This window comes from Sandarakinorhabdus sp. (assembly GCF_040398665.1).
GTDB lineage: Bacteria > Pseudomonadota > Alphaproteobacteria > Sphingomonadales > Sphingomonadaceae > Sandarakinorhabdus.
Genome location: NZ_JBBATQ010000002.1, coordinates 1 through 21,877 on the forward strand (window position 1 = coordinate 1; position 21,877 = coordinate 21,877).

The following is a 21,877-nucleotide window of genomic DNA, read 5'->3' on the forward strand; positions in this document are numbered from 1 at the left end:
CACCAGCAAGGATTCTGAATCAGAAATCAGCCGCTTTGGGAATCCCCCATCGATTCAGCGACGTCGAAATCCGCTCTAGAGCGTTTTGCGACCAAGTTGGGCCAAATCCGCCCCGCCCCGAAGGGGTCGCCCGATAGGGCGATGACGGTGATCCAACTTGGTCGGAAATCGCTCCAGGGAGATCCAACTCCCTCCCCCTTGCGGGGAGGGCGAGTGACGAGCCGTAGGCGAGGCCACGGGGTGGGGGTTGCGCCTTATGTCACCAAAGGCGGGACCCCACCCCGCTTGGCTGGCGCCGAGCGGCCCGCCCCCGCACGGGGGCGGGAGCCGGGAAGCCACAAATTCAATGCTCTCGTGGGTTTACTTGATCCGCTGCTTGCGCGCCGCATAGCGCGCGTCGCGGGCGGCCTTCTGGGCGGCTTCGCGGGAAATGGCTTCCAGCCGGGCCTGCTCGACGGCCTTTTCACGCTGGGCTTCGCGGATCTTCTTTTCTTCGGCCTGCTGGCGGGCGCGCTCGGCGCGGGCGGCCTTGGCTTCAGCTTCCTTCTGGGCGCGCTTGTCGGCGCGAGCCTTGCTGGCGGCCAGGGCTTCTTCGCTGGGCGGGGCGGCTTGCTTGAACTTTTCCAGCTTGGCCAGGCGGGCTTCGGCCGCCGTCTTGGCGCGGTCATTGTGGTCGGGGAGTTTGAACATGCCCGCTGCTTTAACCGCTCAGGGGTGCTGCCGCAACTATGAACGGCACGGGTGATCCCCCCTATCCCAACAGGCTTTGCGCTGGCCGGCGCTTGCGATAGCAAGGATACATGAACGACAGGCTGCATCCGCGCGCCCGCATTGCTGCTGCCGGCATCGCGATGCTGGCTGGCTGCGCGCTGCTGACCCAATTCGGCCTGGATGTGGTGGAACGCGACCGTGATCCGGTGCGCGCTGCCGCGGTGCTCTTTGGCTGGTTCACCATCTGGTCGAACACGGCGGTGGCGTTGATCGCGGTGCAGGCCGGGCTGGGTGGGCGCGCCACTGGCCTCGCGCACCCGGCGCTGTTGGCGGCGAGCACAGCGTGGATCGTGGTCGTCGGCATCATCTACAACACGCTGCTTGCGGGCCTGAACCATCCGCCCACGTGGCTGCGCCAGGCGGTGGACGTGGTGTTCCACATCATCACACCGCTGGCCTGGGCTTCATGGTGGCTGTGGCTGCGCCCGGCCGGGCATTTGCGCTGGCGGCATCTGGCAGTGGTGCTGCCGCTGCCGTTGGCCTATTGTGGTTTTTCGTTGTGGGTTGGCGGGCAGACGGGACGCTATGCCTATTTCTTCATCGATGCCGGCAAACTGGGCTGGGGCCAGGTGATGCTGAACATGACCGGCCTTGCCGCGCTGTTTGCCGTGCTGATGGCGATGGCAATTCTATGGGACCGGCGCCGGCCGGCCTGAGCCTGATTTGGGGAGACGCGCATGCATCCGTTCCACCACGCCGCCGCGCAGCCGGACACACCGGCGATCATCATGGCTGGCAGCGGCCAGATGCTCAGCTATGCCCAGCTCGAGGCCGAATCGAACCGTGTGGCGCATCTGCTGCGCGGCCTCGGTCTGGTGCGCGGCGACACCATCGCCATCCTGATGCACAACGAAATCGATTATCTGCCGATCTGCTGGGCCGCGCAGCGTTGTGGGCTGATCTTCGTTGCCATGTCCACCAAGCTGAACGCCGAGGAAGCCGGCTATATCGCCCAGGATTCTGCCGCAAAGGCGATCTTCTGTTCACCGGCACTGGCGGCGGTGGCCGTGGCGGCAACGCCCGGGCTCGATCTCGGCGCGCGCCTGTGCACGGCGGCTGGCGCGGCCGGCTGCGTGCGGTTGGCCGATGCCGTTGCCGGCCTGCCCACAACCCGCATCGCCGATGAAAGCACCGGGCGCGACATGCTGTACAGCAGCGGCACCACCGGCCGGCCCAAGGGTGTGCGGGGCAATCTGCCTGAAGGGCCGATCGATCAGGTCGATGCGCTGTCCGGGCTGGTGGCGGCGCTGTATCAGTTCGCGCCTGGCATGATGTATCTGTCGCCGGCGCCGCTCTATCACGCGGCGCCGCTGCGTTATTGCATGGCGGTGCACAAGTTCGGCGGCACCGTGGTGGTGATGGAGAAATTCGATCCGGAAACCTATCTGGCGCTGGTCGAACGCTTCGCCATCACGCACAGCCAGTTGGTGCCGACGATGTTCGTGCGCATGTTGAAACTGCCCGAAGATGTGCGCGCGGCCCATGACGTGTCTTCAATGAAGGTCGCCATCCATGCCGCCGCGCCGTGCCCGGTGGATGTGAAGCAGGCGATGCTGGCCTGGTGGGGCCCGGTAATCTACGAATATTACAGCGCCACCGAAGGCGCCGGCTTCACCGCGATTTCCCCGCAGGAATGGCTGGCGCGGCCGGGCAGCGTCGGCAAATCCATTCTCGGTCAGGTCCGCGTGCTCGATGATGACGGCACTTTGTTGGGCCCGAACCAGACCGGGCGCATCTTCTTCCACGGCGGCGGATCGTTCAGTTACCACAATGATCCGGCGAAGACGGCGAGCGTGATGAGCGAGCATGGCGCCACCTTCGGCGATATCGGGCATGTGGATGAGGACGGCTATCTGTTCCTCACCGACCGCGCCGCCTTCATGATCATTTCGGGCGGGGTGAACATCTATCCGCAGGAAGCCGAAAACGCCCTGACCCTGCACCCGGACGTCGTCGACGTCGCGGTGTTCGGCATTCCCGACGATGTGATGGGCGAAGCCGTGCACGCCGTGGTGCAGCCGCGCGACATGGCCCGCGCTGGCCCGGATCTGGAGGCCGAACTCATCGAATTCGTGCGCGGGCGGCTCAGCCACGTCAAATGCCCCAAGCGCATCGATTTCCGCGCCGAGCTGCCGCGGCATGATACCGGCAAGCTCTACAAGCGGCTGCTCAAGGATGAATATTGGGCCAAGAGCGCCTGATCTTGCCCAAACGGCCCGGCCTGTTATGCCGGTCCATCGTGATGCGTCTCTTCCATCTGGTGCTTGCGCTGCTGCTGGCCGCGCCGGCGCTGGCCGCGCCGGCAATGTGGCAGGTGGAAGGTGGAGCCGCGCGCATCACGCTTTATGGCACGGTGCACGCGCTGCCGCCGGGAAAGGCGTGGATGAGCGATGCGGCGCGCGCCGCCTTCACCAGCGCCGGCACATTGGTGGTGGAGGTCGCCAACAGCGGCGATGCGGTCGCCATGGCCAGCGTGGTGCAGCGCTTGGGGCGGCTGCCGGCGCCGATCCCGCTGGCCAGCCGATTGCCGCCCGATCTGCGGCCGAAGTTGGCATCACATATGCTGGGGCTGGGCATGTCCGCCGGCAGCCTCGATCAATACAAGAGCTGGCTGGCCGCCATCACCATATTGGCCGTCGACATGCAGCGCAGCGGGCTGGACCCGGCCGATGGCGTCGATCGCGCCCTGATCGCCATGGCCCGAACGGCAGACAAACCGGTGGTCGCTCTGGAAACCGCCGAATTTCAGCTCGGCCTGTTCGATGCGCTGCCTGAATCCGAACAGCGCCTGCTGCTGGGTTCGGCAGTCATCGATGCCGGCGCCGCGCAGGATGAAGTGCGTGCGCTGTTGAAGGCATGGGAGGCTGGCGATGTCGAGCGCATCCGCGCGGAATTCGATGATGGCAGCCTGTCGCCAGCACTTGCGGCGGCGCTGATCACCCGCCGCAACATCGCCTGGGCGGATTGGCTGGCAAAGCGCGCCGCGCAGCCCGGCGCCGTGTTCGTGGCGGTGGGCGCGGCGCATATGGCCGGGCCAGACAGCCTGATTGCGCTGCTCACGGCGCGGGGCTTGCGCGTGCGGCGGGTGGAATGAGGCGGTTGTTGCCCCTGCTGATGCTGCCCGCAATGCTGGCGGCATGCAGCCGTGCGCCGGGCGAGGCCGACAGCGTGGCGGTGATCGACCGGTTCCATGTCGCTCTCAATGCTGGCGACACCACCGCCATCGATGGCCTGCTCAGCCAATCGACGCGCAACCTGCGCCCCGGCATCGGCACGGCGCGGGCGTTCCGGGCGATCAGCGCCCGGCATGGCCGCTATCTGGACGGCCGCGCCGCCAGCGTGACCAGCGCGGACGAACACACAAGCATCGATTGGCAGGCGCGCTATGACCGCGGCCCGGTGTCGGAATTGTTCGTGCTGGTGAACGAAGCCGGCGCGGTGAAGATGGACAGCTACACCGACAACGCCGCGCCCTGAGCGCCTTTGAGCTGAAGCGTTCAATTCCCTCCTCCTTGCGGGGAGGGCGACTCGCGCCTCTTGGCGCGAGCGGGGTGGGGGTCTCTTGTGCGGCCACTGGTGGAACCTCCACCCCGCTCGGCTGGCGCCGGGTCGCCCTCCCCGCAGGGGGGGGAGGCGCCAGGATACTTCGTCAAGACTGCAATCGAGCCTATCGCTTGCCTTTTGCCGTCGCTTCGCCTAAGCGCCGCCCTTCGCGTGGCCACCACCATTTTCGCATCCCTGGAGGCGGAGTGGCACCGCGATTGACCAATCAGGAGCGAGCAATGAGCATTACCGTGAAGCTCGCGGCCGAAGTTCGTGCCAAGGCAGGCAAGGGAGCCTCCCGCGCGATCCGCCGCGAAGGCCGTGTCCCGGCCGTGATCTATGGCGCCGGCGAAGCCGCGACCACCATCCACATCGAAGAAAAGCTGCTGGTTCGCCAGCTGCACACCGGCCATTTCATGAGCGCCGTGGTCGAGCTGGAGCTGGATGGCACCACCATCCGCACCCTGCCGCGCGATGTCGCCTTCCACCCGGTGAGCGACCGCCCGATCCATGTCGATTTCCTGCGCCTGTCGGGCAGCGAGCTGGTCACCGTGACCGTGCCGGTGCACTTCGTCGGCCAGGACGAATCGTCCGCGATCAAGGCCGGCGCCATGCTGAACATCGTCGCCCACGAATTGAAGCTGGATTGCCCCAGCGACAACATCCTGGACGAAGTGACGGTCAATGTGGCCGGCCTCGCCATCGGCGCGTCGATTCACATTGCTGATGTGGTGCTGCCGGCCGGCGTAAAGCCGCACGGCCGTGACACCGGCCTGACCATCGCCACCATCGTTGCGCCCAAGGCGATGCGCAGCGAAGAAGCCACTCCGGCGTAATCCCAGCCGTCGCGCCCTGTCGATCCGGCGGGGCGCGACGTTGGTTCGCAGGATTGGGGTATCCCGGCCATGCAAATTCTGGTCGGCCTCGGCAATCCCGGCGCGCAATATGCGCTGCATCGGCACAATGTCGGCTTCATGGCGGTGGACGCCATAGCCGCGCAGTGGAACATCGGCCCGTTCAAGCCGCGATTCCAAGGCCTCGCCGCCGAAGGTCGTATCGGCCCGCACAAGCTGCTGCTGCTGAAACCCGCGACCTTCATGAACGAGTCGGGGCGCAGCGTTGCGGAAGCGATACGCTTCTTCAAGCTCGATCCGGCCACGGCGCTGACCGTGCTGTATGACGAGCTCGATCTGGCGCCGTTCAAGCTCAAGCTGAAGCACGGTGGCGGCGCGGCCGGGCATAACGGCATCCGCTCCATCGACGCGCATCTCGGCCCCGATTGGCGGCGGGTGCGGATCGGCATCGGCCACCCCGGCCACAAGGACCGCGTGACCGGGCATGTGCTGGGCAATTTCGCCAAGGTGGAACTGGAGCCGCTCGCCGATCTGCTGGGCGTGATGGCCGCCGAATTGCCGACCCTGCTGGCCGGCGATGAGGCGCGTTACCTGTCGGATGTGGCGCTGCGGTTGCAGGCGTGACACCCGCGCTCTAGAGAGCCGCGCAAACCCCTTTCATCCGGAACACCAAAATGCCCATCCGCTGCGGTATCGTCGGCCTGCCCAATGTCGGCAAATCCACCCTGTTCAACGCGCTCACCCAAACGGCGGCAGCGCAGGCGGCGAATTATCCGTTCTGCACGATCGAGCCGAACGTCGGCAATGTCGCGGTGCCCGATGCGCGGCTCGATCGGCTGGCGGCCATCGCGAAAAGCCAGAAGATCATCGAAACGCAACTGGGCTTCACTGATATCGCCGGGCTGGTGAAGGGCGCGTCGAAGGGGGAGGGGCTGGGCAACCAGTTTCTCGCCAATATCCGCGAAACCGACGCCATCTGCCATGTGCTGCGCTGTTTCGAGGATGACGATGTCACCCATGTCGCCGGCCGCGTGGACCCGGTGGAAGATGCCGAAACGGTCGAGACCGAGCTGATGCTCGCCGATCTGGAGAGCCTGGAAAAGCGCGTGCCGCAGTTGCAGAAAAAGGCTGCGCAGGGCGACAAGGAGGCCAAGGTGCAGGCCGCGGTGCTCGGCCAGGCGCTGGCACTGCTGCAACAGGGCAAGCCCGCCCGACTGACCGAAGCCAAGGACGAGGAAGAAGCGCGCGCCCTGAAGAACGCGCAACTGCTCACCACCAAGCCCGTGCTGTATATCTGCAATGTCGAGGAGGCCAGCGCCGCCAGCGGCAATGCCCACAGCGCGGCAGTGGCGAAGATGGCCGCCAGCATCGGCGCCAGCGCCGTGGTCGTCTCCGCCGCGATCGAGGCAGAGATTGCCACCATGGAACCGGCCGACCGCCAGGAATATCTGGAATCGCTGGGCCTGGCCGAAACCGGCCTGACCCGCGTGGTGACCGCCGCTTATGCCTTGCTCGGCCTGATCACCTTCTTCACCGTCGGCCCCAAGGAAGCCCGCGCCTGGACCGTCAAGAAAGGCGCACGTGCCCCGCAGGCGGCGGGTGAAATCCACGGCGATTTCGAGAAGAAGTTCATCCGCGCCGAAACCATCGCCTTTGATGATTATGTGACGCTGGGCGGCGAAGGGCCGGCCAAGGATGCCGGCCGGCTGCGGGCGGAAGGCAAGGACTATGTCGTGGTGGATGGGGATGTGATGCATATATTGCATGGTGCGTGATGCGCAGCGCGGCTGGCGGCGTGCCGCCGCCTGGCTCGCGCAAGCACGGCCGGGCTGGCGGATGGCGCTCCTGCCATCCGAACAGCTTCGACGGCGTGGCTCTGCCACGCTCTTTCTTCCTTCCTTGTGGACCACCCCAGCGGACTCGGCGGCTTTGCCGCCGGCCGCGCTCAACCGGCCGCAGCTCCGCGTGACAGACCCCAACCCACCGGCTACACCATCCCCATGCTCACACGTCGCACCCTGATCGTCTCCGCGCTGGCCACACCGGCGATGGCGCAAGTCGATCTGGGCTTCAGCGACAACCCGATGCGCCTTCTCACCAGCGCCTTCCCGCAGAAGGGCGCGATGATCCTGCAGCGGTCCAGCCCGCCGCTGCTGGAAACCCCGATCGACGTGTTCGATACTGCGGATTTCACGCCCAATGATCGCTTCTTCGTGCGCTGGCACCATCCGTTTCCGCTGGAGATCGATCCGGCGCAGCACCGGCTGGCGGTGACCGGTCATGTCCGCAAGACGCTCTCCCTGTCGCTGGCTGATCTTGCCCGGTTGCCGCGTGTGGCCATTGCGGCGGTCAACCAGTGCGCCGGCAACGGCCGCGGTCTGTTCAACCCGCGCATCCCAGGCGCACAATGGGGCAACGGCGCGATGGGCAATGCCTTGTGGGAAGGTGTGCGGTTGAAAGACGTGCTCGCCTTGGCCGGGGTGCAGGCTGGTGCGGCGGCGGTGCGCTTCGGCGGGCTGGATGCGCCGCTCACCGACAGCGCGCCAGCCTTTGAAAAATCGCTGCCCTTCGATCATGCGCTCAGCGACGATGTCATGATCGCCTGGGGCATGAATGGCCAGCCGCTGCCATTGCTGAATGGCTTTCCGCTGCGGCTGGTGGTGCCGGGCTGGTACAGCACTTACTGGATCAAGATGCTGGATCGCATCACCGTGCTGGACAAGCCCGATGATGGCTATTGGATGACCAAGGCCTATCTGCAGCCGGACAATGCGCTGGCGGATATCGCGCCTGGTACCCCGCCCGGTCGGCGCGTGCCGGTCACCACCATGCGCCCGCGCGCCATCATCACCAGTATCAGCGGCGGCGCCAAGCTGCCGGCGCGCAGCTTCACCCCGGTGCGGGGCGTGGCGCTGGGCGGCGATCAGGGGGTGAAGTCGGTTGAGCTTTCGGCCGATGGCGGCGCCACCTGGCTGTCGGCGCAGCTTGGCCCCGATCATGGCCGTTTTGCGTTCCGGCGCTTTCTGGGCGCGCTGGCGCTGCCGCCAGGCCGCCATGTCATTCTGGCGCGCGCCACCAACGCGGCGGGCGAAACCCAACCCGTGCGGCAGAACTGGAATCCATCGGGTTATAATCGCGCCGGGGTTGAACCGGTGCCGGTGGAGATCAGCTGATGCGTATGGTGCTTGCCCTGGGTGCGATCTTGCTGCTCGCGGCTGCGCCGCCCGGCCGCCCGCTCAGTGTGGCGTTGCCCGACGCCGATGGCCCGCTGCCCGAACGCTATGGCGTGTCGTCTGTTGCGGTCAACGCCAATTGCCTGGCCTGCCACAGTGCCGGGATGATCACGGCGCAGCCGCGTCTGACGCGCGTGCAGTGGGGCGAGACGATCACCAAGATGCGCGCCGTTTATGGCGCGCCGATCAATCCGGCCGACGATGCCGCCATCCTCGATTGGCTGGTCGCCGATTGACCAGCTCATGCTGCGCCCGCTAAGGGCCATGCACCGTGAGCAAGTCGCTTTCCTTCCAGTCCATGATCCTGGCCTTGCAGTCCTATTGGGGCAGTCATGGCTGCGTGATTCTGCAACCCTATGATCTGGAAGTCGGTGCCGGCACCTTCCACCCTGCCACCACTTTGCGCAGCCTGGGCCCTGATCATTGGAACGCCTGTTATGTGCAGCCCTGCCGGCGGCCGTCGGATGGGCGCTATGGCGAAAACCCCAATCGCTTGCAGCATTATTACCAGTTTCAGGTCATCCAGAAACCGTCCCCGCCCGATCTGATCGGGCTGTATCTCGGCAGCCTCGACGCCATCGGCATCGACCGCGCCAGACATGATATCCGCTTTGTCGAGGATGACTGGGAAAGCCCCACACTTGGTGCCTGGGGCCTGGGCTGGGAAGTGTGGTGCGATGGCATGGAGGTGAGCCAGTTCACCTATTTCCAGCAGGTTGCCGGCATCGATTGCGCACCGGTGGCGGGCGAGCTCACCTACGGACTCGAACGGCTGGCCATGTATATCCAGGGCAAGGACAGTATCTATGATCTGGCCTACAACGATGCCGGCGTCAGCTATGGCGACGTGTTCCTGAAACAGGAGCAGCAGTTCAGCGCCTATAATTTCGAACATGCCAATACCGAGCGTCTGTTCCAGCATTTCAAGGATGTGTCCGAAGAATGCCGGGCGCTGGTGGCGGCCAGATTGCCGCTGCCGGCCTATGATCAGGCGATCAAGGCCAGCCACCTCTTCAACCTGCTGAACGCGCGCGGCGTGATTTCGGTGGCCGAACGCCAGGCCTATATCGGCCGCGTGCGTGATCTGGTGAAGGCCGTGGCGGATGTGTGGGTGAGCCAACAACTCCCCTCCCCTTCAGGGGAGGGGCTGGGGGTGGGGCCGGGGAGACCGAGCGCGTCATTCCCCACCCCCGACTCCTCCCCTGAAGGGGAGGGGAGAGCATGAATTTCCTCCTCGAAATCCTGTCCGAAGAAATCCCGGCGCGCATGCAGGCGGCGGCCGCCGAACAACTGCGCACGCGTTTTGTCGATGCGCTGAAGGCCGCTGGCCTCACCCACGGCGCGGTGATGGCCGACGCCACCCCGCGCCGCCTGTGGCTGATCGCGGACGATCTTGCCGCCGCCAGCGCCGGCAGCGCCGAGGAACTGAAAGGCCCGCGCGTCGATGCACCGGCGCAGGCCATCGACGGCTTCCTGAAAAAGACGGGCCTGACCCGCGACCAGCTTGAAGAGCGCGACACCGGCAAGGGCGTGGTGCTGTTCGCCATGCTGCGCCGCGAAGGCCGCAGCGCGGCGGACATATTGGCCGAGGTGATCCCGCAGATCATCCGCGATTTCGCCTGGCCCAAATCGATGCGCTGGGGCGCCGCCAGCCATAGCACGGCAAGCCCGCGCTGGGTGCGCCCGCTGGTCGGCATTGTGGCGCTGCTGCACGATGCGGTGGTGCCGCTGACGGTGCATGGCGTCACGTCCGGGCGCGCCACGCAGGGCCACCGCATCCACGCGCCGGGGCCGCTCGATATCCACAGCGCCGAAACCTATGTGGCGCAATTGCGCGCTGCGCATGTGATCGCGTCCAGCGCCGAACGCCGTACGCTCATCGCCGCGCGCGCGGCCGAACTGGCGCGGGAGGCCGGGCTGGCGCTGATCCCCGATGATGGCCTGGTCGCGGAAAATGCCGGCCTCACCGAATGGCCGGTGCCGTTGTTGGGCCGCTTCGATCCGGATTTCCTGTCGGTGCCGCGCGAGGTGATCGTGCTGACGATGCGCACCAACCAGAAATATTTCGCGCTGGCCGATGCGGCAGGGGCGCTCGCTCCGGCGTTCATCTGCGTCGCCAATCTTGTCGCCAGCGACGGCGGCACCGCCATCGTGGGCGGAAACCAGCGCGTGCTGTCAGCGCGGCTTTCGGATGCGCGCTTCTTCTGGGAACAGGATCTGGCCACCGTTCGCGCCGGCGGGCTGGAGGCGTTCCTGCCCAAGCTGGAGAATATCGTTTTCCACGAGAAGCTTGGCACGGTGGCGGACAAGGTCGCGCGTGTGGAAGCGCTGGCGACGTGGCTGTGGGATCACATCACCTCTCCCCTTGGGGGAGAGGTCGACCCGCCGCAGGCGGCGGGAGAGGGGGCGGCCACAGGCAGCACCCAGCCCCTCTCCCGGGCCGCCGCTGCGCGTCGTCTCTCGACCTCTCCCCAGGGGGGAGAGGTGACCGCACTCGCCGCCCGCGCCGCCCGCCTCGCCAAAGCCGATCTCGTCTCCGCCACCGTCGGTGAATTCCCTGAACTGCAAGGCCAGATCGGCCGCTACCTGGCGCTCAGCATCGGCGAGGACCCCGCTGTGGCGGACGCCATCCGCGACCATTACAAGCCGGTCGGGCAGGGCGATGACGTGCCGACCGCGCCGGTGAGTGTGGCGGTGGCGTTGGCGGACAAGTTGGATACGTTAGGTCAATTCTTCGCAGTCGGCGAATACCCCACCGGGTCCAAGGACCCATTTGCACTTCGCCGCGCGGCTTTGGGCATCATTCAGATTGTGCTGAAGAACGATATCAGGCTGCCGCTTCGCCCACTGCTTCGAGTTGCGATCGGTGAACCGCTTGCAACTCAGGCGACGCCGAAGCTGCTCGACTTCTTCGCCGACCGCCTAAAGGTCCAGCAGCGCGAAGCCGGCGTGCGTCACGACCTGATCGACGCCGTGTTCGCCCTTGGCGGTGAGGACGATCTCGTCCGCCTGCTGGCCCGCGTGAAGGCGTTGCAGGCGTTTGTGGAGACGGATGAGGGCATCAATCTGCTCGCCGGCTACAAGCGGGCGGCGAATATCTTGAAGGCGGCGGAGAAAGAAGGCCCACCCCCGGCCCCTCCCGCAAGCGGGAGGGGAGAAGGAAGTGAGGCGGCGCTCGCCAGCGCGCTCGACCTCGCCTTGCCCACCGCAACGCAAGCCGTCGCCGACGAATACTTCACCGACGCCATGGCGGCGCTCGCGTCGTTGCGCGCGCCGGTGGATGCCTTCTTCACCGATGTGATGGTCAACGATCCCGATCCGGCCATCCGCGCGCGGCGGTTGGCGTTGCTGGCGCGGTTCCGCGATGCGGTGCATGGGGTGGCGGATTTTTCGAAGATTGAAGGTTGATGGCAAATGCCGTTGCGGGCAGGGGTGGTTCGCGGCGCATGGGCATGTTGAAAGCCACATAGCAGGGATTCAGGGCAGCATGACCAAATCAGTGTTCAAATCAGTGTTCAAGTTCGGTGGCGGCATGGCGGAGGGCGATGCCCGCCAGAAGGAACTGCTCGGCGGCAAGGGCGCCAATCTGGCCGAAATGGCTGGCATCGGGTTGCCGGTGCCCCCCGGGCTCACGATCGCCACCCATGTCTGCGCTGCCTATTATGATGCCGGCGGCCGCCTGCCCGATGATGTGCAGGCCGCGGTGCTCGATGCGCTGAAGTTCATCGAAACGACCACCGGCAAGACCTTCGGCGACCCCGTGAATCCGCTGCTGGTCTCCGTCCGCTCCGGCGCGCGCGTTTCGATGCCGGGCATGATGGATACGGTGCTCAATCTCGGCCTCAACGATGCCACCGTCGCCGGCCTGGCCACGGCATCGGGCAATGCGCGCTTTGCGTGGGACAGCTATCGCCGCTTCATCCAGATGTACGGCGATGTCGTGCTGGAACTTGACCATTATCTGTTCGAAGACGCGCTCGAAATCGCCAAGGAAGACAAGGGCGTCACCCAGGATACCGGGCTGGACGCCGCCGACCTGCAAGGCCTGGTGGCCCGGTACAAGGCCATCGTCGAGCAGAATCTCGGCCGGCCGTTCCCGCAGGACCCGCATGAGCAATTGTGGGGCGCCATTGGTGCGGTGTTCGGTTCGTGGCGTTCTGATCGCGCCCGCACCTATCGCCGGCTCAACGACATCCCCGAAAGCTGGGGCACCGCCGTGAATGTGCAGGCGATGGTGTTCGGCAATCTGGGTGACACCTCGGCCACCGGTGTGGCCTTCACCCGCGATCCGTCGACCGGTGAGAAGGCCTGGTACGGCGAATATCTGATCAACGCGCAAGGGGAAGATGTCGTCGCCGGCATCCGCACCCCGCAATATCTGACGCTGAGCGCTCGCGAAAAGGCCGGTGCCAGGGCCGCCTCGATGGAAGAATCGATGCCGGTGGTGTTCGCCGAACTTGGCCGGGTCTTCGATCTGCTCGAAGGCCATTACCGCGACATGCAGGATATCGAATTCACGGTGGAGGATAACCGCCTGTGGATGCTGCAAACCCGCGCCGGCAAGCGCACCGCCCGCGCCGCGTTGAAGATCGCCGTCGATATGGTGGCCGAAGGACTGATCAGCGAAGCCGAGGCCGTGCTGCGTGTCGAGGCCAGCGCGCTCGATCAATTGCTGCACCCGACGCTCGATCCCAAGGCGCCGCGCGATATCATCGCCCGCGGCCTGCCGGCCAGCCCCGGAGCAGCCAGCGGCGCCGTGGTGTTTGACAGTGACACCGCCGAAACACGCTCCCGCACCGGCGAAGCCGTGATCCTGGTGCGCACCGAAACCAGCCCCGAAGATATCCACGGCATGCACGCGGCGCGCGGGATTCTCACTGCGCGTGGCGGCATGACCAGCCACGCCGCCGTGGTGGCGCGCGGCATGGGCCGCCCTTGCGTGTCGGGCGCCGGCAGCATCAGCATCGATCTGGTGGGCCGCACCATGTTGGCCGGCAACCGCCGCATCAATGAAGGCGATCGCATCACCATCGATGGCGCCACCGGCGATGTGATGCTGGGCGAAGTGCCGACGGTGGACCCGGATCTGTCCGGCGATTTCGGGATCCTGATGGTGTGGGCCGATCGCCACCGCCGCATGAAGATCCGCACCAATGCCGAAACCCCGGCCGATTGCCGCGTCGCCCGCCAGTTCGGCGCCGAAGGCATCGGGCTGTGCCGCACCGAGCATATGTTCTTCGAACCCAGCCGAATCACCGCGGTGCGCCGCATGATCCTGGCCGAAGACACCGCCGGGCGTGAGGCCGCGCTGGCCGAACTTCTGCCCGAACAGCGCAGCGATTTTGCCGAGATTTTCCGGGTGATGGCCGGCTTGCCGTGCACTATCCGCCTGCTCGATCCGCCGCTGCACGAATTCCTGCCGCATGATGATGCCGGCTTTGCCGATGTGGCGGCGGCGACGGGCCTGACCGAAGCCGTGGTGCGCCGTCGCATCGGCGAACTGCACGAATTCAATCCCATGCTCGGCCATCGCGGCTGCCGGCTGGGCATCACCTATCCCGAAATCTATGCCATGCAGGCGCGCGCCATTTTCGAGGCGGCGGTGCTGGTGGCACAGGAAACCGGCGAGGCGGTGGTGCCCGAAGTGATGGTGCCTCTGGTGGCGACACCCAAGGAACTGGAACTGACCAAGGCTGCCATCGATGCCGAAGCGTTGAAGGTGTTTGCCGCCACCGGCACCACGCTGGATTACATGGTCGGCACCATGATCGAACTGCCGCGCGCCGCGCTGCGTGCTGCCGAGATTGCGGAATACGCGCAATTCTTCAGCTTTGGCACCAACGATCTGACGCAGACGACGCTGGGCATCAGCCGCGACGACGCCGCCCGCTTCCTGGTGCCGTATGTCGAAAAGGGCATTTACCCGAAGGACCCGTTCGTTTCGATCGACGAAGAGGGCGTGGGTGAACTGGTTGCGCTGGCCGCCGAGCGCGGCCGCCGCACCAAGCCCGATCTGAAGCTGGGCATCTGCGGCGAACATGGCGGCGATCCGGCCAGCATCCTGTTCTGCGAAGGCCTGGGCCTCGATTACGTCAGCTGCTCCCCCTACCGCGTGCCCATCGCGCGGCTGGCAGCGGCGCAGGCGGCGTTGAAGAAGGGGTAAGGCGCTAACGCCGCCAGATCCACGCGCCCGTCACCAGCCCGACGGCAAAGCCGGCCAGCACCAACAGCCAGATTTCGCCGAACAGCCAACTCATGGCGCGGTCCTTTCCACCCACATCGCATCGGCGATGCCGGGGTGCTGGCGCAGGTGGGCAACCACGCGGGCGCGGGTGGCGGGGTCTGCCGTGCCCGAAACGCGGGCGATGCGGCCGATCATGCCGCTGGCGGCGCGGAAGCTGACGCTGCCATCGGCAACCTGTTCGGCGGCCATAGCATCGGCCGCCGCCCCGGACAGCGAAGCCATCAACGACTGGCCCTGCAGCATGGCGCCGGCCCGCGCCACCACCAAAGTGGCGGCCACCCCGGTCAGCAGCTTGAACCCGATGTGCATGCGCTCTGCCTATGGCGTCACCAAGGCGCTGGCAAGCATGGGCGCAGCAAGCTATCGACGGCAACATGAGCGATGTCGAACTTGGGCCCGAAGACGCCTATGTCGTGCAGCCGGTTCCCGGCATGGGCCCGTTGGCGCAGGCCTGGCTCACCGAGCCGGATTGGCGCGATCCGCTGGTGCGCCGCCGCGTGTTGCCGCCGGGCGGGGTCAGTGCCTATGTGCCGATGCGCGATGCCTGGCCGGTGCGGTCCTTGCGCTGGCTGCCCCGGAATGATGGGCGTGACCCTGGTCGCCCCACCATCCTGATCCTGACCGGGCGCGCCGATTTCGCCGAGAAATATTGCGAAACCCTGCACGATCTCACCGAGGCCGGTTGGGGCGTGGCGATCTTCGATTGGCGCGGGCAAGGCCTGTCGCGGCGGCTGGGCAAGACACCGCAGCACGGCGCCTCGCCCGGTTTTGGCGTGTGGCTGGATGATCTGAAACAGATGCTGGAATGGGCCGCCGTGGATGGCCCGGTGCATGTGCTTGCGCATTCGATGGGTGGGCATCTGCTGCTGCGCCATCTGGCCGCTGGCGGCGCACATGTGGCGCGCGCCGTGGTGCTCGCGCCGATGGTCGGGCTGGCCAGTGCGTCGCTGTTCGCCCGCCTGCTGACGGCGCTTCAGATGCTGCGCGGGCGCGGCAGCGATTATGTGATCGGCGGCGGGCCATGGCGGCAAGGCATGGCCGGTGATCGCCGCCAGACGATGTTGACCAGCGATCCTGAACGCTATGGCGATGAAAGCTGGTGGATCGGCCAATTTCCATCGCTGGCGCTGGGCAGCGTGACCTGGGGCTGGCTGGATGATGCCATGGCCAGCATCGCGGCACTGAACGGGCGCGGGGTCGCGCAAGCCATTACCACGCCGCTGCTGGCGTTGCTGCCCACCAGGGACGCGCTGGTCGATAGCGCTGCCACGCGCGCCCTGATCAAGCGCGTGCCCGGCGCGCAGTTCGTCGATTATCCCGGCGCCGGCCACGAGCTGCTGCGCGAAGCGGAACCGCTGCGCAGCCAGGTGCTCGCCCGCGCCCTGGACTTTCTTGACCTCGGATCATGACAGACGCGCATTTCGATATCGCCATCATCGGCGCCGGCATCGCCGGGGCCAGCACCGCCTGGGCTTTGCTGGAGGCTGCGCCGCACCTGCGCGTTGCCCTTATCGAGATGGAGGATCGCCCCGGTTATCACACCACCGGGCGATCGGCGGCCTTCTGGGTGGAAAGCTATGGCGGGCCCAAGATCGTGCCGTTGTCGCGCGCCAGCCGGGACTTTTTCGGCGCGCCGCCGGCCGGCTTTCCGCCGCTGCTGTCGCTGCGCCCGGGCCTGACAATCGAATCGCCGGACGATCCCCAGGGGCTTGAGCGCATGGCCGCCGAATTCGATGAAGGCGCCGTGGATTATCGCTGGCTGGATGCGGCCGCCATGGCCGCCCTGTCCGCTGCACCGATGCTGCGGCCTGAATGGCGGCAGCGGGGCCTGCTGGAACCCGATTGCCACGATATCGATGTGGCCGGCCTGCATCAGGGATTCTTGCGCGGGGCCGGCGGTGCCAGGCCGACCTTGATCTGCAATGCCGAGGTGGAACGGCTGGAGCGCCGCGGCGGCCAGTGGCAGATCATCACCCGCGCCGGCGTGGTGCAGGCGCCGGTGCTGGTCAACGCCGCCGGGGCCTGGGCCGATGGGCTGGCGGCCATGGCCGGCGCGCGCCCACGCGGCGTGCAGCCGCTGCGCCGGTCGATGGCCGTGCTGCGCATCGATCCGCCGCCGCCGGCCGATCTGATGGTGGTGATGGACGCCGCCGGGCAGTTTTATTTCAAGCCCGATGGCGGCCGGCTCTGGCTGTCTCCCCATGATGAAACGCCCGATGTCGCCCACGATGTGCGGCCCGACGATCTGGACATCGCCACGGTGATCGACCGGTTCGAGCGCGCCACCACGGTGCGCGTGCAGCGGCTGGAAAGCAGTTGGGCCGGCCTGCGCAGCTTCGCGCCGGACCGGGCGCCGCTGTTCGGCTTTGATGGCGCGGTCGATGGCCTGTTCTGGTGCGCCGGGCAGGGCGGCTTCGGCATCCAGACCGCGCCGGCGGCGGGGCGGCTGTGCGCGGCGCTGATCCTGGGGCAGACGCCGCCGCTCGATCCGGCACCCTATGCGGCGACGCGGGTGCTGGCCGCTTTGGCCCACTGATGCGCTTCAACTCCCTCCCCCTTGCGGGGAATGCGGCTCGGCGCCAGCCGAGCAGCCTGCCCCGGACTTGATCCGGGGGGCTGGGGGTTCCTGCTTTCGATGCCCGCTGGCGCAACCCCCACCCCGGGCCGCCTTCGGCGTCTCTCGCCCTCCCCGCAAAGGGGGAGGGATTTTAGGGCTTTGACGCCCGTGCCTTGTAACGCGCCAGGAAGCCCGCCGCGAAATCATCCAGCCCGCCGGCCGCAATCGCACCGCGCAGGCCGGCCATCAACTGCTGGTAAAATCCGATATTATGCTGGGTCAGCAGCATCGCGCCGAGCATTTCACCGGCCTTGATGAGATGGTGCAGATAGGCGCGGCTGGCGGCTTCCGGTCCGTGGCACACCGGGCAATGGCAATCCGCGTCCATCACGCGAAGATCCTCGGCATGGGCGGCGTTTCTCAGATTGAGCGGGCCATCGTGGGTGAAGGCCTGGCCATTGCGCCCGGACCGCGTCGGCAACACGCAATCGAACATGTCGACGCCGCGCTGCACCGCGCCAACGATGTCATCGGGCTTGCCCACCCCCATCAGGTAACGCGGCGCATCCTCCGGCAGTTGCGCAGTTGCATAATCCAGCACGCCGAACATCGCCGGCTGGCCTTCACCCACCGCCAGGCCGCCGATCGCATAGCCATCGAAACCGATTGCGCGTAGCGCCGCAGCGGATCCGGCGCGCAGCCGTTCATCCAGCCCGCCCTGCTGGATGCCGAACAGCGCTGCACCCGCCGCATGGCTTGCGCCGGCATCGAACGCCGCCCGGCTGCGCGCCGCCCAGCGCATGGAGCGGTCCATGGCCGCCTGCACCACCTCACGCGGCGCTGGCAGCGCTACCAGCTCGTCAAAGGCCATGACGATATCGCTGCCGAGCAGGCGCTGGATTTCCATCGAGCGTTCGGGACTCATCAAATGGCGCGAGCCATCGAGATGGCTGGCAAAGGTCACGCCTTCCTCGCTGCGCTTGGTCAGGCTGGACAGGCTCATCACCTGATAGCCGCCACTGTCGGTCAGGATCGGCCGCTCCCACCCCATGAAGCTGTGCAAGCCGCCCAGCCGCGCAATCCGCTCCGCAGTGGGCCGCAGCATCAGATGATAGGTGTTGCCCAGGATGATATCCGCCCCCGCCGCGCGCACTTCGGACGCGCGCAGCGCCTTCACCGTCGCGGCCGTGCCCACCGGCATGAACGCCGGCGTGCGGATTTCGCCGCGCCGCATCTGGATCGTGCCGGTGCGCGCCTTGCCGTCGCGGGCGTGGATGACGAACTGAAAACGGGGGTCTGTCATTCTGCGGGGCTTAGCCGGCTTTGTTGGCGGGCGCAAAAACGGGCGACCTGCTTGCAATGGGCGGCGACTGCGCCATGATCTGTCCCATTCTGGATGCAGGGATACGGTGCCGATGACCGGAAATCGATCCAATCCCGTGGGCTTCATCGGTCTTGGCGCGATGGGGGAGCCGATGGCGCTGAACCTGGTCCGTTCGGGCCAATCCATGATCGTCTGGAACCGCACGCCCGACCGCTGTGCACAGCTGGCGGCGGCCGGCGCAGAGGTGGCGGCCACGGCGAGCGCGCTGTTGGCACGCTGCGAGATTGTCTTCCTGATGCTGGCGGATGCAGCTGCGATTGACGCCGTGATCAGGCGCGGCACGACAGGCTTTGCCGCCAACGTGCAGGGCCGCACGCTCATCAACCCGGCAACCGTGTCACCGGGCTATTCCCTGGCGCTGGAGCAAGACATTGTTGCGGCCGGTGGTGCCTATGTCGAAGCGCCCGTTTCGGGTTCGCGGTTGCCGGCAGAAGCCGGCCAGCTGCTGGCCATGCTGAGCGGCGATCCGGCTGCCGTCGCGCGTGTGCAGCCGCTGTTTGCGCCGATGTGCCGGGCCGTGCTGCCCTGTGGCGCCGTGCCAGGCGCACTGACGATGAAGCTTGCCGTCAATATCTTCTTGATTGCCAGCATCACCGGCCTGGCTGAATCGGCCAATTTCGCTCGTGCCCTGGGGCTGGACATGGCCAACTGGGGCGCAATCGTGAACGCCAGCCAGATGGCCAGCGACATTTCGCGGGTAAAGGCCGACAAATTGCTGGCTGGGGACTTCGCAGCGCAGGCGGCGATCGGCAACGTGCTGGAAACCAATCGATTGATTGCCGAAGCGGCGCAAACCGCCGGCATTGCTGCGCCGCTCACAAATGCCTGCATGGCACTGTATCAGCAGTCGGTCGCACGCGGACTGGCCGAAGCAGACATGATAGCGGTCGTGCAGGCGCTAGGCACGCAAGCGCCGGCGGACGACGACCTCATCCAAAGGCGGCACTGATCCAGCGGCTCACCGCGCGCACCGCCGGCAGCCGGTGTACATCGCGGTGGACGGCCAGCCAAGGCGTGCGCAGCGGCGCTGGCGTGGTGGTGGGCAGCTCGATCAGCCCTGCCGCCAGCGCGGCGCGGCGCGGCAGCAGGCCGATGCCGGCGCCGGCCAGCGTCGCCAACAGCAGCGCCCGCGTTGAACCGGTGGCGAGCTTGACCGAAGGGGCGAGGCCCAACCCGGCGAGCCAGGCCATTTCCGGGATGCGGCCGTAGCTGTCGTCATAGGCGAGGATCGGGCCTTGGCTCGCGTCGATCGCGGCGGGATCCCGCCCCGCCAGCCACAGCGGCGACGCGAACAGCGCGACCTGCTCCACCGGCAACGCCCGGATGATCAGCGCAGCGCCTTCGGGGCGGACCATGCGCACGGCGATGTCGGCTTCACGTCCGGCCAGGCTGACCACGGCGCTCTGGCTTTGCAGGGTGAGGCCAAGATCGGGATGGCGGGCCCACAGAAAGGGCAGGGCGGGGGCGAGGCGATCGGCGATGATGGTTTCGGTGGCCGTCACCCGCACCATCGGCGGGCCGCCGCTGCGCATCGCGGCAGCGGCGCGCTCGATGCTGGCGATCTGGGCTTCCAGGGGTTCGGCGAGCAGGGCGAGGCGCTGGCCTTCAGCGGTCAACCGTGTGCCATCGGCGCGGCGATCGACGAGGCGCAATTTCAACGATGCCTCCAGGCCATCGAGCCGCCGTGTCGCCGTGGAGATGGCAATGCCGCGGGCCCGCGCCGCCGCGCTGATCGATTGCAGGCGGCCGATCGCGGCCAGCAGGGTCAGCTCGGCGATGTCCATGGCGAACCGTTCCAATAATGCAACGCTGGTTTCCTCAGATGTGCATAGCGTGAACATGCCCACCGCGCCTAGCCTTGGGGCATCAGACGGAAAGGAACCACATGATGCTGCCGAAAATGATCCCCACCCTGTTGCTGGGTGCGCTGCTTGCGGCGGGCACCGCCACCGCGGCTCCGGTCGCCGTGCTGGTCGCCGTTCCCGTGCCCGCCGGCCTGCCACGCGCGCAATTGGAACAGGCCTTTGCCGCCAGTGTCGGTGATTATCAGGGCCGCGCCGGACTGATCCGCAAATATTACACCATCGGCGACGATAACCGCGCCGGTGGCATCTACCTGTGGGAAAGCCGCGCCGCCGCGCAGGCCTGGTACAACGATGCCTGGAAGGCTGGCGTGCTCAAGCGCTGGGGCGCCCCGGCCAGCGTCTACTATTTCGATGTGCCATTGGTCGTCGACAATGCGGCAAAGCGGTGACGGCAATGCAGGCGCTGTATTTCCTGAAGCCCGGCCAGTTCGAATGGCGCGAGGTGGCGATGCCCCGCCTTGCCGCCGATACAGACGCGATTGTCCGCCCGCTCGCCGTCGCCCGCTGTGATCTCGATCTCTACATTGCCACCGGCGTCGTGCCGTTGGCCGGGCCGTTCGCCTTTGGCCATGAGACGGTAGCGGAAGTGATCGAAGCCGGGCCAGCGGCGGGCGTGGTGCCGGGGCAGCGCGTGGTGGTGCCGTTCCAGTTGAGCTGCGGGCGCTGCGATGCCTGCCGGCGCGGTTTCACCGGCAGTTGCGATGCCTATCCGCCGCTCGCCAATTATGGCCTGGGCGGGGCGCCGCGGACCGATTTTGGCGGCGCGCTCAGCGGTGCCATGCATGTGCGCTTTGCCGATCATATGCTGGTGCCGCTGCCCGATGGCCTCGATCCGGTGACGGTGGCCAGTGCCAGCGACAATATCGCCGACGGCTGGCGCGCGGTGGGGCCGCAATTGGCGGCGCGACCGGGCGCCAGCGTGCTGGTGATCGGCGGGCTGGCGCAGAGCGTCGGGCTGTACGCGGCCGGCTGTGCGGTGGCGGCCGGTGCCGGGCGCGTGCTGTATCTGGATGATGATGCCGGTCGTCGCGCCCGCGCTGCGACATTGGGGGCCGAAACCGAGCCGCTGGCCCTGGGCGAAGGCCGGCGCGCCAGGGAATTGTTCGATATCGTGGTGGAAGCCGCCGGCACGGCCGAGGCGCTGGCCTTTGCCATCCGATCGGCCGGGCGCAACGGGGTATTGACCAGCGTGGCCATTCACCTTTCACCACTTACCCCGGTGCCGTTGACCGAGGCCTATTATCGCGGCCTGACGCTGGTGACGGCGCGAGTCGATTCGCGTGCGCATCTGCCCGCCGTGCTCGGCTGCATCGCCTGCGGGGCGCTGCACCCAGCGCATGTCACCCACCGCGTGACCGGCTTTGCCGAAGCCGGCGACGCCATGGCCGATCCGGGGCCGAAGATCGTGTTCGTCGCCTGATTGCCA

Annotated in this window: 21 protein-coding genes; 17 read left to right on the forward strand and 4 right to left on the reverse strand. The window is 66.8% G+C overall.

Going from position 1 to position 21,877, the window contains the following annotated elements:
• Positions 1 to 360 precede the first annotated feature (360 nt).
• Positions 361 to 690: a DUF6481 family protein gene (locus ABWP22_RS02795; RefSeq protein WP_353198426.1), complete on the reverse strand. Its 330-nt coding sequence runs from the start codon at positions 688 to 690 to the stop codon at positions 361 to 363.
• A 110-nt stretch (positions 691 to 800) separates the two neighbouring features.
• Between ABWP22_RS02795 and ABWP22_RS02800 the strand changes: the two genes are divergently transcribed.
• From ABWP22_RS02800 to ppdK, 12 genes are all read left to right on the forward strand, one after another.
• A complete protein-coding gene (locus ABWP22_RS02800; RefSeq protein ID WP_353198427.1) occupies positions 801 to 1,427 on the forward strand; it encodes a Pr6Pr family membrane protein in 627 nt (208 codons plus the stop codon).
• 21 nt (positions 1,428 to 1,448) lie between these two features.
• The gene (locus tag ABWP22_RS02805; RefSeq protein ID WP_353198428.1) at positions 1,449 to 2,972 is read left to right on the forward strand and encodes an acyl-CoA synthetase; all 1,524 of its coding nucleotides are present in this window, start codon (positions 1,449 to 1,451) and stop codon (positions 2,970 to 2,972) included.
• A gap of 41 nt (positions 2,973 to 3,013) precedes the next feature.
• On the forward strand, positions 3,014 to 3,865 hold the full coding sequence (locus ABWP22_RS02810) for a TraB/GumN family protein (RefSeq protein ID WP_353198867.1): 852 nt from the start codon (positions 3,014 to 3,016) through the stop codon (positions 3,863 to 3,865).
• Complete coding sequence (locus ABWP22_RS02815) at positions 3,862 to 4,248, forward strand: hypothetical protein (RefSeq protein WP_353198429.1); 387 nt, start codon at positions 3,862 to 3,864, stop codon at positions 4,246 to 4,248. The genes ABWP22_RS02810 and ABWP22_RS02815 overlap by 4 nt, the downstream gene beginning before the upstream one ends.
• Positions 4,249 to 4,553: 305 nt before the next feature.
• Complete coding sequence (locus tag ABWP22_RS02820; RefSeq protein WP_353198430.1) at positions 4,554 to 5,150, forward strand: 50S ribosomal protein L25/general stress protein Ctc; 597 nt, start codon at positions 4,554 to 4,556, stop codon at positions 5,148 to 5,150.
• Positions 5,151 to 5,219: 69 nt separating this feature from the next.
• A complete protein-coding gene (pth, locus tag ABWP22_RS02825) occupies positions 5,220 to 5,792 on the forward strand; it encodes an aminoacyl-tRNA hydrolase (protein ID WP_353198431.1) in 573 nt (190 codons plus the stop codon).
• 50 nt (positions 5,793 to 5,842) lie between these two features.
• The gene (gene ychF / locus ABWP22_RS02830) at positions 5,843 to 6,943 is read left to right on the forward strand and encodes a redox-regulated ATPase YchF (RefSeq protein ID WP_353198432.1); all 1,101 of its coding nucleotides are present in this window, start codon (positions 5,843 to 5,845) and stop codon (positions 6,941 to 6,943) included.
• A gap of 225 nt (positions 6,944 to 7,168) precedes the next feature.
• Positions 7,169 to 8,341: a molybdopterin-dependent oxidoreductase gene (locus ABWP22_RS02835; protein WP_353198433.1), complete on the forward strand. Its 1,173-nt coding sequence runs from the start codon at positions 7,169 to 7,171 to the stop codon at positions 8,339 to 8,341.
• Positions 8,341 to 8,637, forward strand: coding sequence for a cytochrome c (locus ABWP22_RS02840; protein ID WP_353198434.1), 297 nt, complete (start codon positions 8,341 to 8,343; stop codon positions 8,635 to 8,637). The genes ABWP22_RS02835 and ABWP22_RS02840 overlap by 1 nt, the downstream gene beginning before the upstream one ends.
• Before the next feature lie 35 nt (positions 8,638 to 8,672).
• Complete coding sequence (locus ABWP22_RS02845; RefSeq protein ID WP_353198435.1) at positions 8,673 to 9,626, forward strand: glycine--tRNA ligase subunit alpha; 954 nt, start codon at positions 8,673 to 8,675, stop codon at positions 9,624 to 9,626.
• On the forward strand, positions 9,623 to 11,809 hold the full coding sequence (gene glyS / locus ABWP22_RS02850) for a glycine--tRNA ligase subunit beta (RefSeq protein ID WP_353198436.1): 2,187 nt from the start codon (positions 9,623 to 9,625) through the stop codon (positions 11,807 to 11,809). Before ABWP22_RS02845 ends, glyS begins: the two co-directional genes overlap by 4 nt.
• A 79-nt stretch (positions 11,810 to 11,888) precedes the next feature.
• Positions 11,889 to 14,564: a pyruvate, phosphate dikinase gene (gene ppdK / locus ABWP22_RS02855; protein ID WP_502951076.1), complete on the forward strand. Its 2,676-nt coding sequence runs from the start codon at positions 11,889 to 11,891 to the stop codon at positions 14,562 to 14,564.
• Between the two features lie 90 nt (positions 14,565 to 14,654).
• On the opposite strand, the gene ABWP22_RS02860 is transcribed toward ppdK, so the two are convergent.
• Positions 14,655 to 14,954 carry a hypothetical protein gene (locus ABWP22_RS02860; RefSeq protein ID WP_353198437.1) on the reverse strand — a complete coding sequence of 100 codons (300 nt, stop codon included), beginning with the start codon at positions 14,952 to 14,954 and terminating at the stop codon, positions 14,655 to 14,657.
• Positions 14,955 to 15,019: 65 nt separating this feature from the next.
• Here ABWP22_RS02860 and ABWP22_RS02865 point away from each other — a divergent pair, with 65 nt between their 5' ends.
• Positions 15,020 to 16,054, forward strand: coding sequence for an alpha/beta hydrolase (locus ABWP22_RS02865; protein ID WP_353198438.1), 1,035 nt, complete (start codon positions 15,020 to 15,022; stop codon positions 16,052 to 16,054).
• A complete protein-coding gene (locus tag ABWP22_RS02870; protein WP_353198439.1) occupies positions 16,051 to 17,181 on the forward strand; it encodes an NAD(P)/FAD-dependent oxidoreductase in 1,131 nt (376 codons plus the stop codon). The genes ABWP22_RS02865 and ABWP22_RS02870 overlap by 4 nt, the downstream gene beginning before the upstream one ends.
• 172 nt (positions 17,182 to 17,353) lie before the next feature.
• On the opposite strand, the gene tgt is transcribed toward ABWP22_RS02870, so the two are convergent.
• A complete protein-coding gene (tgt, locus tag ABWP22_RS02875) occupies positions 17,354 to 18,505 on the reverse strand; it encodes a tRNA guanosine(34) transglycosylase Tgt (protein ID WP_353198440.1) in 1,152 nt (383 codons plus the stop codon).
• Positions 18,506 to 18,617: 112 nt separating this feature from the next.
• Between tgt and ABWP22_RS02880 the strand changes: the two genes are divergently transcribed.
• Positions 18,618 to 19,535, forward strand: a complete 918-nt coding sequence (locus ABWP22_RS02880; RefSeq protein WP_353198441.1) for an NAD(P)-dependent oxidoreductase — start codon at positions 18,618 to 18,620, stop codon at positions 19,533 to 19,535.
• Here the strand turns inward: ABWP22_RS02880 and ABWP22_RS02885 are convergent.
• Positions 19,516 to 20,370 (reverse strand): LysR family transcriptional regulator, encoded by an 855-nt coding sequence (locus ABWP22_RS02885; protein ID WP_353198442.1) that lies wholly within the window; start codon positions 20,368 to 20,370, stop codon positions 19,516 to 19,518. The genes ABWP22_RS02880 and ABWP22_RS02885 overlap by 20 nt on opposite strands.
• A 101-nt stretch (positions 20,371 to 20,471) precedes the next feature.
• On the opposite strand from ABWP22_RS02885, the gene ABWP22_RS02890 reads away from it, so the two are divergent.
• A complete protein-coding gene (locus ABWP22_RS02890; protein WP_353198443.1) occupies positions 20,472 to 20,840 on the forward strand; it encodes a hypothetical protein in 369 nt (122 codons plus the stop codon).
• A 5-nt stretch (positions 20,841 to 20,845) separates the two neighbouring features.
• Positions 20,846 to 21,871: a zinc-dependent alcohol dehydrogenase gene (locus ABWP22_RS02895; RefSeq protein WP_353198869.1), complete on the forward strand. Its 1,026-nt coding sequence runs from the start codon at positions 20,846 to 20,848 to the stop codon at positions 21,869 to 21,871.
• The last annotated feature ends 6 nt before the right edge of the window (positions 21,872 to 21,877 follow it).

What these genes read in the sequence shown, in the direction of transcription:
- ABWP22_RS02895 (WP_353198869.1), top strand. Translation starts at nt 20,846, where the DNA reads ATGCAGGCGCTGTATTTCCTGAAGCCCGGCCAGTTCGAATGGCGCGAG.
- ABWP22_RS02885 (WP_353198442.1), bottom strand. Translation starts at nt 20,370, where the DNA reads ATGGACATCGCCGAGCTGACCCTGCTGGCCGCGATCGGCCGCCTGCAA.
- ABWP22_RS02805 (WP_353198428.1), top strand. Translation starts at nt 1,449, where the DNA reads ATGCATCCGTTCCACCACGCCGCCGCGCAGCCGGACACACCGGCGATC.
- glyS (WP_353198436.1), top strand. Translation starts at nt 9,623, where the DNA reads ATGAATTTCCTCCTCGAAATCCTGTCCGAAGAAATCCCGGCGCGCATG.
- pth (WP_353198431.1), top strand. Translation starts at nt 5,220, where the DNA reads ATGCAAATTCTGGTCGGCCTCGGCAATCCCGGCGCGCAATATGCGCTG.
- ABWP22_RS02800 (WP_353198427.1), top strand. Translation starts at nt 801, where the DNA reads ATGAACGACAGGCTGCATCCGCGCGCCCGCATTGCTGCTGCCGGCATC.
- ABWP22_RS02865 (WP_353198438.1), top strand. Translation starts at nt 15,020, where the DNA reads ATGAGCGATGTCGAACTTGGGCCCGAAGACGCCTATGTCGTGCAGCCG.
- ABWP22_RS02795 (WP_353198426.1), bottom strand. Translation starts at nt 690, where the DNA reads ATGTTCAAACTCCCCGACCACAATGACCGCGCCAAGACGGCGGCCGAA.
- ABWP22_RS02840 (WP_353198434.1), top strand. Translation starts at nt 8,341, where the DNA reads ATGCGTATGGTGCTTGCCCTGGGTGCGATCTTGCTGCTCGCGGCTGCG.
- ABWP22_RS02810 (WP_353198867.1), top strand. Translation starts at nt 3,014, where the DNA reads ATGCGTCTCTTCCATCTGGTGCTTGCGCTGCTGCTGGCCGCGCCGGCG.
- ABWP22_RS02890 (WP_353198443.1), top strand. Translation starts at nt 20,472, where the DNA reads ATGATGCTGCCGAAAATGATCCCCACCCTGTTGCTGGGTGCGCTGCTT.
- ABWP22_RS02815 (WP_353198429.1), top strand. Translation starts at nt 3,862, where the DNA reads ATGAGGCGGTTGTTGCCCCTGCTGATGCTGCCCGCAATGCTGGCGGCA.
- ppdK (WP_502951076.1), top strand. Translation starts at nt 11,889, where the DNA reads ATGACCAAATCAGTGTTCAAATCAGTGTTCAAGTTCGGTGGCGGCATG.
- ychF (WP_353198432.1), top strand. Translation starts at nt 5,843, where the DNA reads ATGCCCATCCGCTGCGGTATCGTCGGCCTGCCCAATGTCGGCAAATCC.
- ABWP22_RS02880 (WP_353198441.1), top strand. Translation starts at nt 18,618, where the DNA reads ATGACCGGAAATCGATCCAATCCCGTGGGCTTCATCGGTCTTGGCGCG.
- ABWP22_RS02835 (WP_353198433.1), top strand. Translation starts at nt 7,169, where the DNA reads ATGCTCACACGTCGCACCCTGATCGTCTCCGCGCTGGCCACACCGGCG.
- ABWP22_RS02870 (WP_353198439.1), top strand. Translation starts at nt 16,051, where the DNA reads ATGACAGACGCGCATTTCGATATCGCCATCATCGGCGCCGGCATCGCC.
- ABWP22_RS02860 (WP_353198437.1), bottom strand. Translation starts at nt 14,954, where the DNA reads ATGCACATCGGGTTCAAGCTGCTGACCGGGGTGGCCGCCACTTTGGTG.
- ABWP22_RS02820 (WP_353198430.1), top strand. Translation starts at nt 4,554, where the DNA reads ATGAGCATTACCGTGAAGCTCGCGGCCGAAGTTCGTGCCAAGGCAGGC.
- tgt (WP_353198440.1), bottom strand. Translation starts at nt 18,505, where the DNA reads ATGACAGACCCCCGTTTTCAGTTCGTCATCCACGCCCGCGACGGCAAG.